At 56.6% G+C, this 12015-nt stretch carries 11 protein-coding genes and 1 riboswitch; of the genes, 4 read left to right on the top strand and 7 right to left on the bottom strand.

Translation table 11 applies throughout. The features are described from left to right. Nucleotides 1-469: 469 nt before the first annotated feature. From E1H13_RS25290 to E1H13_RS25275, 4 genes are all read right to left on the bottom strand, one after another. Nucleotides 470-1969 (bottom strand): glutamine synthetase family protein, encoded by a 1500-nt coding sequence (locus E1H13_RS25290; protein WP_169617743.1) that lies wholly within the window; start codon nt 1967-1969, stop codon nt 470-472. 577 nt (nt 1970-2546) lie between these two features. Then, the gene (locus tag E1H13_RS25285) at nt 2547-2774 is read right to left on the bottom strand and encodes a hypothetical protein (protein ID WP_169617742.1); all 228 of its coding nucleotides are present in this window, start codon (nt 2772-2774) and stop codon (nt 2547-2549) included. A gap of 91 nt (nt 2775-2865) precedes the next feature. Further along, nucleotides 2866-3369: a helix-turn-helix transcriptional regulator gene (locus E1H13_RS25280; RefSeq protein WP_169617741.1), complete on the bottom strand. Its 504-nt coding sequence runs from the start codon at nt 3367-3369 to the stop codon at nt 2866-2868. Nucleotides 3370-3473: 104 nt separating this feature from the next. Then, a complete protein-coding gene (locus tag E1H13_RS25275; protein WP_206071068.1) occupies nt 3474-4406 on the bottom strand; it encodes a zinc ABC transporter substrate-binding protein in 933 nt (310 codons plus the stop codon). A 192-nt stretch (nt 4407-4598) separates the two neighbouring features. Between E1H13_RS25275 and E1H13_RS25270 the strand changes: the two genes are divergently transcribed. Beyond that, the gene (locus E1H13_RS25270; RefSeq protein WP_169617739.1) at nt 4599-5339 is read left to right on the top strand and encodes a metal ABC transporter ATP-binding protein; all 741 of its coding nucleotides are present in this window, start codon (nt 4599-4601) and stop codon (nt 5337-5339) included. Next, nucleotides 5329-6225, top strand: a complete 897-nt coding sequence (locus E1H13_RS25265; RefSeq protein WP_169617738.1) for a metal ABC transporter permease — start codon at nt 5329-5331, stop codon at nt 6223-6225. Before E1H13_RS25270 ends, E1H13_RS25265 begins: the two co-directional genes overlap by 11 nt. Nucleotides 6226-6251: 26 nt before the next feature. Here the strand turns inward: E1H13_RS25265 and E1H13_RS25260 are convergent, their stop codons facing one another. The 3 genes from E1H13_RS25260 to E1H13_RS25250 all read right to left on the bottom strand — a co-directional run bounded on the left by E1H13_RS25260 (nt 6252) and on the right by E1H13_RS25250 (nt 9042). Further along, on the bottom strand, nt 6252-7004 hold the full coding sequence (locus E1H13_RS25260; RefSeq protein WP_240966853.1) for a lysophospholipid acyltransferase family protein: 753 nt from the start codon (nt 7002-7004) through the stop codon (nt 6252-6254). Nucleotides 7005-7210: 206 nt separating this feature from the next. Beyond that, nucleotides 7211-7735: a tRNA adenosine(34) deaminase TadA gene (gene tadA, locus E1H13_RS25255; RefSeq protein WP_169617737.1), complete on the bottom strand. Its 525-nt coding sequence runs from the start codon at nt 7733-7735 to the stop codon at nt 7211-7213. Nucleotides 7736-7737: 2 nt separating this feature from the next. Further along, a complete protein-coding gene (locus E1H13_RS25250) occupies nt 7738-9042 on the bottom strand; it encodes a glycoside hydrolase family 15 protein (protein WP_169617736.1) in 1305 nt (434 codons plus the stop codon). 50 nt (nt 9043-9092) lie between these two features. Further along, nucleotides 9093-9297, top strand: a riboswitch (cobalamin riboswitch). Between the two features lie 34 nt (nt 9298-9331). On the opposite strand from E1H13_RS25250, the gene E1H13_RS25245 reads away from it, so the two are divergent. Both E1H13_RS25245 and E1H13_RS25240 read left to right on the top strand, forming a co-directional pair. Continuing rightward, nucleotides 9332-9739, top strand: a complete 408-nt coding sequence (locus E1H13_RS25245; protein WP_169617735.1) for a DUF1636 domain-containing protein — start codon at nt 9332-9334, stop codon at nt 9737-9739. A 224-nt stretch (nt 9740-9963) separates the two neighbouring features. Then, entirely contained in the window at nt 9964-11766 is a 1803-nt protein-coding gene (locus E1H13_RS25240) for an ABC transporter ATP-binding protein (protein WP_206071066.1), read from the top strand. Nucleotides 11767-12015 lie beyond the last annotated feature (249 nt).

Here is a 12015-nt window from a genome sequence, read left to right as displayed (position 1 = left end):
TACACATAAGTCCTGTGAGACCCTTGTGGGCAGGGCTTTCCCTCCATCCCCCAGCCCCTTCCTCCCAAAACGGGAGGTAGCGCTTTGCGCTTCTCGAAGAGTAGGGGAGTAGAGCTTTCAAAGCCCCTCGCCCTTCTGGGAGAGGGGTTTGGGGAGAGGGCCAAGATGTGTGTACTTAGTAGCCCGCTCTGGGAGAGGGATTTAGGGTGAGGGCTATACACTTTTGTCAGTCAATCAGCCTGAAATGGTTACGTAGGCGAACCTCTGCCACACTACTTCATCCTGCCATGAATCGTTACAAAACCTTCTTTACATCCTGTGTTTGGCGGTAGTGCTCGAATTCATAATATTCCTGAGTCTGCTTTTGAGCTTCCACCACTTTGAAAACTCAGTTAGCCCAGGAAATACGTTTCTGTGGTGCAGCCCAGCTGTTAACCTAGGGTGCATAGTAGAAACCCGGTTTTCCTACTTAAGGTAAACAATCGAGATAATTTTCCAGGTCCCAGTTGGTGGTCGTGGCTAGAAACCGCTCCCATTCATCCCGCTTGTACTGATCATAAATCCGGTACATTTCCCCTGGCAAAGCCGACTTGATCACCTGATCACTGGCCAAGCAGTCCAGGGCTTCCCCCAGAGACATGGGTAGCTTCTTCACTTGCTTACCGTCATCCATCGCTTCATAAATGTTGCGCTGCTCTGGTTGGCCGGGGTCAAGCTGGCGGCTGAGGCCATCGTCAAAGGCTTGCAGGAGAGCGGCTGCCATCAGGTAAGGATTGACCATCGAGTCAACGGCCCGATACTCAAACCGCCCCGGGGCCGATACCCGTAAACCGCAAGTGCGGTTCTGGTAACCCCAGTCAGAATACACCGGTGCCCAAAAACCGGCATCCCACAGGCGGCGGTAAGAGTTAACCGTAGAGCAGCCAATGGCGGTCAGGGCTGGTAAGTGGTCGATTACGCCCCCAATGCAGTGCAACCCCACCGGGCCAGGAATCCGTTTGGAGGTGCCCGCCGCTGGCAGGAAGGTATTGTCGCCCCCCTGGTGATAGGTGAAGTTGCCCGCCATACCTGGCAGGGTGTCAAAGCCGAAGGTTTTCAGGGTGGTGTCGCCGCCCTGCCAGAGGGACAGGTTGTGGTGACAGCCCGAGGCTGACACCCCCATAAACGGTTTCGACATAAAGCAGGCGATTAGGTTGAATTCGCGGGCCACCTGGGCACAGATTTGTCGATAGGTGGAGAGGCGATCGCAGGTGCGCAGGGCGTCATCAAACATGAAGTTGAGTTCCAACTGCCCCGGCGCGTCTTCGTGGTCCCCCTGGATCATGTCCAGCCCCATGGCGCGGCTATACTCAATCACCCGCAGAAAAACGGGGCGCAGTTCTTCAAACTGGTCGATGTGGTAGCAGTTGGGCTTGGTCACCCCACCGTTGGGCTGACCATCGGGGCCTTTTTTCAGCCACATCATTTCCGGCTCACAACCGTGGCGCAGCTGGAGCCCGTGCTTGGCCTGAAACTCGGCATGGAGTCGCTTCAGATTACCGCGACAATCACTGGTCAGAAAAGCGGCAGCATCCACCTCTTCTTCGCGGTTACGAAAGCAGACGCAGTAGACCCGGGCCACCCGCTGGTCCCAGGGCAGTTGGCAGAAGGTTTCGGGGTCGGGAATCGCCACCAGTTCGGCGGCCTCAGGACCGTAGCCCAGATATTGGCTGTGGCGATCCATCGCCAGGTTGGCCGTGGCCCCATACACGAGCTGAAATCCCCGCTCAGCGGTGACCTCCCAGTAGTCAGCCGGAATTCCCTTACCCACAATCCGCCCAGTTACAGAGATGAACTGGTAGTAGATATATTGAATGCCCAACTCATTAATTTTGGCGCGGACTTGTTTGACCAGTTCATCCCGCCCTGAGGCATGGGCGTAGCGCCCTAGATCGGTTGATGTATCGACCCGGGTTAAAACTCCAGTCACCGTCAGACCTCCTGGGCGTTACAAAGCAGCTAGGGTTGGTCCCAGTAAAGCCAACTTGTTATAACAAGTTTGTAGTCCTTGATACCTATTGCAACGTCAAGTCTTGAATTTAGGGTTAGCAGATGTAGAGAATTGGTAGCATCAAGGTCCGAAATCCCCTCCTTTGGAGGCCTGCGCTATATAGCCTGCGGCATGGCTTCGCTAGCGCGTAGCGGCCCCGGAGGGGCAACGTGTCGAAGTGGGTAGGGGTGGGTCAAGCAAGCCCGAGGGGACCCACCCCGCCCTCCGGGCACCCCTCCGTGGGAGGGGATGGTAAGTCCTGATGTGTTGAAGCAAACTCCCTGAAGATAAAAGGCTTTTAAACCGCTCACCCTAATTTTTAGCCTTGACAGGCCACCATCCTATTATTCGTCATCCTAGAGTGAGGCCTGTGTGAGGCCTGTGTGAGGCCTGCCAGTCCCGTGGCCGCGGGAATCTGCTGCGGGAACTATCCGTTGGATTCTCGCCTGGCGGGAATGACAGGCCACAATGCACCTGACACCCTTAGTCAGCGTTGTCGTACTTATCCCAGACAGTACTATGGCCTGTTTCCCTGGCCGCTAAACCGCTTGGTCAAAATTCGCATGATTTCCCCTGGATTGGGGCTGGGTAGGGGGCGCGACCAATCGGCTACTTCCGCAAAGCCCAGCCGGTGTTGGGTGACCACATAGTTGTTCACCACCTCCAGGGAACCAATGGCAATCACCCGCAGAATATTGGCCTCATCGGTGGCGGGCAGGGGCAACGGTGGACGTTCAGACGACATCACAGGACTCCAAAATACTAAACATCAGCAGTCAGCACCGGTGACCAACTGACTTCAGTATGCACGCTGAGCGGACTCAGGTCAAGCTGATCTACTCCTCGTCTGTAGAAGCGTCTGGGGGAACTTCAAAGTTGGCTTGTTTGGCAATCAGCTCCAGGAACTTCGATGTACTGCGATCGGGGTCATAGACGCCGTTCTCCCATTCGCTGATGGTTTGGCGGCGCACCCCCAGTTGCTCGGAAAATTCCATTTGCGTTAGGCTCATGTGTTTTCGGAGCGCTCTGATGGCGTCTTGTTGCCAGACAACTTTGCCATCTTTAAGTTGAATGTTGTAGTGGGCCTGAACCTTACCAAAGGTGACGGTTTCTTGGTCGAGATCAACGGATTTGACGTGGTAACTCGCCCCCACCCAGGCCCCTGACTGGAGAGCACCAGGGGTTTCACGGTTGCTCCACCAATTTTTGCGATCGCGGGCTGACTGGGGTAGCGATCGCCCCAGCATGGCCTCAATTTCGGCAAAGGTCAATGTCGTTTCCGCTTGGCCGCAATGTTGCAAATGGTCAAACAGTGGATAGTATTTGCTGCCAGGTTTCATAGGGAGCCAGCCGTCACGGCGTCAAAGAGATGGACATCAGTTCCCTATGATGCCTGAAAACTGGCGAGATGTTACCAATTGCTCCAATAGGTTTCCCGATAGGTTTAAGGAGCCATTTCCGTGATTTGCCCCCCCAGGTTTTCGACAATGGTGCGGGTGTTGGCCGCCATCATCCCCAGGTAGCTATCCCCATCGCTGCCCGGAGCCCCAATCGAGTCAGAGTAGAGCTCCTGGGAAGCCAGGGCCACCCCCGCCTCCTGGGCCACCGTGGTGATTAATTGGGGATTGATCGTGGTTTCAGCAAAAATGGTCGGCACCCCCAGGGTTTGAATCGATTCCACCAGTTGTTGCACGGTGCGAGCACTGGGTTGCTCTTCGGTGCTGATTCCAATCAGGGTTCCCACCACCGTCAAGCCATAGGCATTGGCGTAATACTGGAAGGCGTCGTGGGTGGTGACCAACAGCCGCTGGTCTTCAGGAATGGTCGCAGTTTGTTCGCCAATCCAGTCATGCAGTTGAGTCAGGTCAGCCACATAGGCTTCAGCGTTCTCTGTGAACAGATCCGCTTGGTCCGGGGCCAGTTCAATCAACTGATCGCGAATCACCGCCACCATGGGTACCACGTTGCTGACATCTCCCCACACATGGGGATCGGGCACGATCGCGCCGTCTTCCTCTAGGTCTAAGGGGGCCACCACTTCCCCCAGGGCGACCCGCTGGGCGCTTACCCCGGCCGCATTGATCAGCCGAATCAGACTGGGCTCCAGGTCATAGCCGTTGTAGAAAATCAAATCAGCCTCTTCAAAGGCGATGCTATCGGCGGGCACCGGCTCATAGATATGGGGATCCGCCCCTGGCTGCAAAATGCCAGTCAGCTCGATTTGGTCACCGCCCACCTGCTCAACCCAGTCGGCAATCATGGTGCTGGTGGCGACCACCGTAGGCCTAGACGCATCGGCCTGGGGCGAGGCGCCCTCTGGCTCAACCGCATCACAGCTCACCAGTCCCAGCCCTAGGGTCAATAAGGTCGCCACCATTCCCCCATACCTGGGGAAGAGATTCATGTGTTCCATGGATTATGTTTCATATTTCTTTCATTTTTACGATACAATAAATTTCATAATCGTTTCATTTTTGATGCTGGCACGTCAGTTTCTGACGCTTTTGCTGCTGTCTTTGGGTTTCACGTTTCGCGCTTTTGCGACATCGTCTGTGTTGGAGATCTTGCCATGGCACCGTTGGCCAAAATTACCGTTGACCACCTCAGTGTTCGTTATCGAGAGGTGCAGGCTCTGCGGAATATTAACCTGACCCTCAGGCCCGGTAAGCTGATTGGCATTTTTGGCCCTAATGGAGCCGGTAAAAGCACCCTAATTAAAGCCATGCTGGGGCTAATGCCAGTGACCACCGGCCAGGTCACCTATGGGGCTCGCCCCCTGGCACAACAGTTGGAGCAGGTGGCCTATGTCCCTCAGCGATCGCAGATTGACTGGACCTTTCCGGCCACCGTGTGGGATGTGGTGATGATGGGTCGAGTGAAAAAGACAGGCTGGCTACATCGCTTTTCAACCGTTAGTCGGCGACTGGCCCAGCAGGCCCTGGGGCGGGTCGGGATGCTGGAATTTCGCGATCGCCCGATTGGAGCCCTGTCTGGGGGCCAGCAGCAGCGGGTGTTTTTAGCTCGAGCCTTGGCTCAGGAGGCAACTGTTTTCTGCTTTGATGAGCCCTTTGTCGGGGTAGACCAAAAAACTGAGGCGGTGCTGTTCCAGATTTTTCGAGAGTTGGCGGCGGCTGGCAAAATTGTCATGGTAATAAACCACGACCTGGGCGAGTCGATCACCAACTTCGACCAGTTGGTGTTGCTCAACCAAGAACTGATTGCCGCTGGTCCCCGGGAATGGGTCCTGACCCGCGACCACATGACCCGGGCCTACGGCGGTCACATTGGATTCTTTGGCCATGTGGCTTGAGGTAGCCTGGCTCAACCCCCTGCTAGCGCCGTTGCAGTATGCCTTTATGCAGCGGTCCCTGGCGGTGGCAGTGATGGTGGGCATCATCTGCTCGGTGGTGGGCAGTTACCTGATGGTGCAGCGGTTGGCCCTGCTGGGGGATGCCATTAGTCACTCGGTGTTGCCGGGGCTGGCGATCGCGTTTTTGCTGGGGGTGAATATCTTTATCGGGGCGTTCATCGCCGGGGTAATTAGCACCGTGATCATTTCTTGGATCCATACGCGATCGCCGATCAAAGAAGACGCCGCCATGGGCCTTGTGTTTTCCGCCTTCTTTGCCCTCGGGATCACCCTGATTACCACCATCCAGCGGGATAACAAAATTGATCTCAACCACTTTCTGTTCGGCAATATCCTCGGCGTTACCCCTGCCGATGTCCGCGATACCGCGATCATCGCCGCCCTGGTCTTGCTGACCGTCGCCCTACTTTATAAAGAGTTGCTGTTTTACAGCTTTGACCCCCTGGGCGCCCAGGCCAGCGGCCTACCGGTGGGCTGGCTAAACGCTGGCCTCATGGTCCTAATTGCCCTGACCGTGGTGGCCAGCATGAAAGTGGTGGGCGTAATTTTGGTGCTGTCATTGTTGATTGCCCCAGGGGCCACCGCCTATCTGTTGGTGCCCCGCCTGCATCAAGTCATGGCCGTGGGGTCTGGAGTTGGGGTCTTGGCCAGCGTTAGCGGCATGTACCTGAGCTACTACCTCAATTGGCCCTCGGGTCCCGCGATCGTGCTGGTGGTGTCCATGTTGTTTGCCCTGGCCTTTCTGTTTAGCCCCACCCATGGGGTGCTCACTGGCCCAGGCAGCAGGGTAGGTCACTATTTGAGGACTTGGCTAAGACGCCAGTAAAGCGTGACTCTGTCTAAAACAGTGGTCTAGGCGGCATTCTGACGGCTGTTGACTAAGGTGGTTAGCCGGGTCTGCAAATCCGCTGTTAGCTCCTTGGCCCCAGCCTTCAGGGCATCTGGCGAGTCGTCGCCATTGAGATAGTGCCGAACCGCGATCGGATCGCCAATGGTGATCTGGACTGGGCAACGCCAGCTGGGGTAGGCTTCACCGTAGTGAATATCCACTGGCAACACTTGCACATTTAGCTGTGCTTGAGCGGCCTCTGCCTGTACCGCTAACCGCCCCAACCCCGGCTTTAGGGGGTGAACCCGGTCCTCGCGGCGAATCCCCCCTTCTGGGTAGATCACTAACATTTCGCCCGCTATTAGCAAATCAATACCGTAGCGCAGGCTGGCGATGGTGGGGCGACGCACATTCACTGGAAACCCGCCCAGGCGACGAATAAACCACCCTTGAATGCCGCGCACTTCGTCAGCGGTGACCATAAAGCGCAGGTCGCGGCTGGTGGCGGGGCGTCCAGCCGCCAGCGGTAGCATGATCGAGTCCCAGCGAGCCCGATGGGTCGGGGCTAAAATCACGGGTCCGGCTTCAGGCAGATGGTGTTGCCCAGCAATGGTGATGTCACCAAAGTAGGCCGGTATCACCAGATACCGACCCAAAAAGTAAGCTAAAGGGGTCAAAATTGGCGAACAACGGGACTGCACTGGAGCCTTAGACGGACTGGTGACGGATTCAGAGAACTTCAGGGTGGACATAGGTAGGGTTGACAGAATAGCCATAGACCAACGAGGGAGAAACATCGGAGTAGGCAAGGATGCCAGAGTTTGACGCAGATTCCAGCCCAACAATATCGATGACTCAGACGTTGGCTGCAGCCAAGTCCATGGATCTTGTCAACAGTTTAGATATCGCATTAGCTGGAACACTTTTACCTTAATACCGTCTTTGAAAAGAGCGCATCTTTCACAGGACAGTTCAGGGGGTGTCATGGGCGGTTCAGATTAGGTTGCCCACCCTGACGGCGTTGACGGAACCAGTGTTGCAACTGATACTGACAAGGTTCAGCCAAAATGCCGGCTAATACCGGTAGTTTGTGGTTCGAGCAAGGACCACCAGGGATATTAATGACTGATCGCACCGCTCCAGCCTTGGGGTCACTGGCCCCATACACCAGTAGCCCCAGACGGCTTAGGGTAATCGCTCCGGCACACATGGGACAGGGCTCTAGGGTGACATAGAGGGTGCAGTGGTTAAGATGCCAGTTGCCCAGCTGGCGGGCAGCTATCCGTAGGGCCAGTATTTCGGCATGGGCGGTGGGGTCTTGGTCTTGTTCGCGCCGGTTGCCAGTTGCGGCCAGCAGCTGATCCTCAGGGCCAAGGATGATCGCGCCTACCGGCACATCTCCGGCATTACCTGCCGCTTCCGCTAGTTCCAGAGCCCGCAGCATCCAGCTCCGGTGGCGTAAATAGGTCTCATCGTCTAGGGCTGGGGGAGGAATTGGGTAAGGCATGACTAGGATTCCAGGGTTTGAGCTAAAGAGTCCAGGGCGGTCATCAGGTTGGCCTGGGTCCACAGCAGGGGGGTGGTATCGTTAGGGACGTAGCGGCCCTGGCGCAGATAGTACAGCTCGGGACAGCAGTGGGGGGGCTGGTTATGGTCAGTGCCGGTAATTTGCCCGAGGGAACGGTTGAGGTAATACAGTTGCCGATCGCGGTCTTCGGCCTGGCCCCGCTGCTGAAACCAAGTCCCGTAAATGACCGATACAATCGGGTCAAACACACACCACTGGGCTTCTTCCCCGGGGGTCAACAGCCGGTCACGATGGGCCATCGTAGTGCTAACCTCTGCGGTACGATCCGCCTCAGCCAACTTGTCTGGGTAGTCGGCACACCAGTAGGAATCCCCCAGGTAGCGCTTGATGCCGTAGTCTCCGAGGAGATGGGTCGTGACATTATCGACAATCTGCTGGGCCATGGCCTCCGGCACTACCCCCAGGGGGTAGATCAAAAACAACAGGGCGGCATCGGTAGGGCGAGGGTGCTGGGGTTGTACGCATTCTGCTGGCAAGATAGCGCTTAGGGCGGCTTGGCCTTGGGCGATCAGGGGCGCGATCGCCTTAGGAGCACACCGGTCGGCCACCTGGGGCTGCTGCTGGGCCAGGGCCAGCAATTGTTGTAATCCTGCCACCACAGCCCCAAGGCTGGAGGCCTCTACTTTGGCCGCTTCTTCCCAATGGCCGTTATCGGCATCCTGCCAGTACTGAATGCGCTGCAAATAGGCTGGAAAACGGTTCAGTACCTCCAGGGCGGCGGTATCCACGACTAAGGCCTTGGCTTGGGCCAGCCGACAGTACAACCATAGAAAATACCCCAAGGCGTCGTTCTGGGCGTGGGGCCAGGGTTGGGGGAGGGGAGCCAGGGTATCGCCCACAAATTTAACGGCTGGTCGTCGGTAATGATCCGCTGGGTCCACCTGGCCGTGGATAATGGCATCGAACTGGGGCAGCTGCTGGACAAAGTGCTGCATTAGGGTCTGCATTGCCCGGATCGCGATCGCCCCCTGACCGGTCACCCAGTGGGCCTGGGCAATATGAACCGTATCGCGGACCCAGACGGCATCGTAGCCGGTGTAGCGGGTCTGGTCGGTGACCGTCGCCGCCGGAAACAAGCCATTGGCGTAGGTGGGAAATTGCAGGGTGCCCCGTTGGTGTAACCAGTGGCAGATCGAGTGTAAATCTGTAGCCGTGTAGGTGGGTCGCAACTGCGATCGTAGCTCAGCATTGTGGATCTGAATCGGGGGTAGACGGGGGACAACCATGGGGCACTAAACATGTCTCAGCCAGCCCATGACAGGCCGTATTCAGTGCTAGGATACAACCCAATGTCGGTTCTAGTGGGGATCAGCCACTAGAGGAAACGGGGAAAGTGCAGTAAAAATCTGCCGCTGTCCCGCAGCTGTAAGCCGATTTTAGATTGCGAATTTTAGATTTTGGCTGGATATCTCTCCAAAATTCAAAATCGCAAATCTAAAATTGTGTAAGTCAGAATGCCCGCCGACAGGTCGTATACCCCTAACAGCATCTGCGAGGCACAGATGATGGACCTGAATGAAACTTGATCGAAGCTTACCGACCCCAGCCACGCTCTTTGTCTGTTCCCTGTGCCGCTTTTCCCAGGCTGAAGCCAGCCGTGAGGGTACAGCCGGAGGGCAATATCTGATCAACCAGTTGCAAGCAGCCCTTAACGCTCGACAGCTGGAGCAGGCCGTGACCTTGCAACCCCTGCGTTGTATGGCCGGGTGTCACCAACCCTGTAACGTCACCCTGGCCGCCCCCGGCAAGTTAACCTTTATCCTCAGCGGCGTTTCGCCCACCGAAGGGGCGGAAACGGTGGCAGAGTTCTGCCAGCAATACACTGACACGGCAGGGGGGCGAGTGTCCTACGGACAACGACCTGTGGCCATTCGGCAGGCCACAGCCTTTGTCTTACCCCCATTACCCTGCGGTCATCCGTAGCTTGGGTCGAGCTGGCTAGAGCATCGGTACAGGATGTCAAGTCAGACGTGACGGGTCGGCAGGGCCTGCGGTTCACGGCCTACGGTGCACGGTCTACGGCTCGCCGTGAACCGCTTACCGTGAGCCGTGAACCCTAAGTCACACCTCCCGACATTAGTTTTTTGACTCAACACCAGGTAGGTGAGCTGGTTCGGCCAGGGGGGGAGATATGCCATAGTTTGATTATGCTTTTGCCAAAAACTCATCCCCTGTCGCGCCTTCTCCACTATGGTCGAGTCTACCGGCCCCAGATGGTGGCGGCCATGGTGTGTTCCATCCTCAACACTATTTTTGACTTGGCTCCGCCCTACCTGATTGGCATCGCCATCGACGTGGTGGTGAATGAAGAAAGCTCACTGATTGCCCGATTGGGCGTCACCAGTCTGGTCGGCCAGCTGGGCATCCTATCCCTACTCACTCTGGTGATTTGGAGCCTGGAATCACTGACTGAATACGGCTATGGTCGGTTGTGGCGCAACCTGGCCCAAGCCCTGCAACACGACATGCGGATTGAGGCGTACAGTCACCTGCAAGAGCTTGACCTCAGCTACTTCGAAGACCGCAGTACCGGGGGCCTGCTGGCCATTCTCAACGATGACATTAACCAGCTAGAGCGCTTCCTCGACAGTGGTGCCCACAATCTGCTGCGGTTTCTGACCACCGTCCTGTGGGTTGGGGGGACCCTGCTGGTGTTAGCGCCATCGGTGTCGTGGTTAGCGATGCTGCCCATTCCCTTTGTGCTGTGGGGAGTGGTGGCGTTTCAGGCCAGGTTAGCGCCCCGCTATGCCGATGTGCGCGAAAAAGCAGGGTTGATTAGCGGCCGCCTCAGTAACAACCTGTCGGGTATAGCCACAATCAAAAGCTTTACCGCCGAGGCCTATGAACGCGATCGCCTCTGTCAAGATAGCGAAGCCTATCGCCGCAGTAATCGGCGAGCCATTGCCCTCAGTGCCGCCTTTATTCCCCTGATTCGGATTTTGATTTTAGTCGGCTTTACCGCCATGTTGTTTTTTGGTGGCTTGCAGGTGGCCAACGGTCAGTTATCGGCCGGCACCTATGGATTTATGGTGTTTATCATTCAGCGGCTGCTGTGGCCCTTTACCCAACTGAGCCAAATCATGGATGAGTACCAGCGGGCCATGGCCTCGGTACGACGGGTGTTAGGCTTGCTCGACACCCCAATTTTGGTGCCCCCCGGACACCAGCCCTTGCCCATAGACCAGGTACGGGGAGAGGTCCAGATCGAGCATGTCAGCTTTGCCTACGCTGGCCATACACCAGTGGTCAGAGACCTCTCCCTCACCATTCCGGCGGGGCACAGCATTGGCGTCGTGGGGGCAACCGGTTCAGGCAAAAGCACCCTAGTCAAACTCCTGTTGCGGTTCTATGAGCCCCAGCAAGGGGAAATTCGCATTGACGATCAGCCCATTCACGGCACCAACGTCAAAGATGTGCGGCGCTGCATGGGCTGGGTCAGCCAGGACGTGTTTTTGTTCCATGGCACCGTGGCTGAAAACATTGCCTATGGCACCTTTTCGGCTACCCCAGACGAGATTATGCAGGCGGCAAAACTGGCAGAGGCCCACGAGTTTATTCAGCAATTGCCCCAGGGCTACCACACCATCGTCGGTGAACGGGGGCAAAAGCTATCTGGGGGCCAGCGACAGCGGTTGGCCATTGCCCGAGCCATCCTTAAAGACCCGCCCATCCTGATTTTGGATGAAGCGACCTCAGCGGTGGACAACGAAACCGAAGCGGCCATCCAGAAATCTCTGGCGGTGATTACCCAGAACCGAACGACTATCGCGATCGCCCACCGCCTGTCCACCATTCGTCACTGTCACTGCATCTACGTCATGGCCCAGGGGCAAATTATTGAGCAGGGTCGCCACGAAGCCCTAATCGCGATCAATGGGGTATACGCCAATCTCTGGCGGGTGCAGTCAGGAGAGCGATTTAAAGCGGCCACCCTTAGGGGAGGCAGTTAGTGCTCTACGGCATAAGTCAGCCAACCATTTCTGATACCTGACACCTAAAACCTGCCCCCCTCAGCAACGGTAGTCATATTTCTGCCAGGCGGTACTAGCCTTTGCCTAAATCCTACATTCCGCACTTTCAACTGGCACAGCGAGAATTAACCAGAGACCTCAGTAGAGGAGATAGTATTTCCGGCAGGGCGCTCCAAAGAATTGCAGGATATGGCGACGCTCATCGGTGAGGTTGACCACCTGGTGAAC

This window comes from Nodosilinea sp. P-1105 (assembly GCF_012911975.1).
In the GTDB taxonomy this organism is placed as follows: domain Bacteria; phylum Cyanobacteriota; class Cyanobacteriia; order Phormidesmidales; family Phormidesmidaceae; genus Nodosilinea.
This window is presented reverse-complemented; position numbering and strand designations above follow the sequence as displayed.

Coding starts and splice junctions, on each gene's coding strand:
- E1H13_RS25285 (WP_169617742.1), bottom strand. CDS start 2,774: ATGTCGTCTGAACGTCCACCGTTGCCCCTGCCCGCCACCGATGAGGCC.
- E1H13_RS25280 (WP_169617741.1), bottom strand. CDS start 3,369: ATGAAACCTGGCAGCAAATACTATCCACTGTTTGACCATTTGCAACAT.
- E1H13_RS25275 (WP_206071068.1), bottom strand. CDS start 4,406: ATGGTGGCGACCTTATTGACCCTAGGGCTGGGACTGGTGAGCTGTGAT.
- E1H13_RS25270 (WP_169617739.1), top strand. CDS start 4,599: ATGGCACCGTTGGCCAAAATTACCGTTGACCACCTCAGTGTTCGTTAT.
- E1H13_RS25265 (WP_169617738.1), top strand. CDS start 5,329: ATGTGGCTTGAGGTAGCCTGGCTCAACCCCCTGCTAGCGCCGTTGCAG.
- E1H13_RS25260 (WP_240966853.1), bottom strand. CDS start 7,004: ATGGCTATTCTGTCAACCCTACCTATGTCCACCCTGAAGTTCTCTGAA.
- tadA (WP_169617737.1), bottom strand. CDS start 7,735: ATGCCTTACCCAATTCCTCCCCCAGCCCTAGACGATGAGACCTATTTA.
- E1H13_RS25250 (WP_169617736.1), bottom strand. CDS start 9,042: ATGGTTGTCCCCCGTCTACCCCCGATTCAGATCCACAATGCTGAGCTA.
- E1H13_RS25245 (WP_169617735.1), top strand. CDS start 9,332: ATGAAACTTGATCGAAGCTTACCGACCCCAGCCACGCTCTTTGTCTGT.
- E1H13_RS25240 (WP_206071066.1), top strand. CDS start 9,964: ATGCTTTTGCCAAAAACTCATCCCCTGTCGCGCCTTCTCCACTATGGT.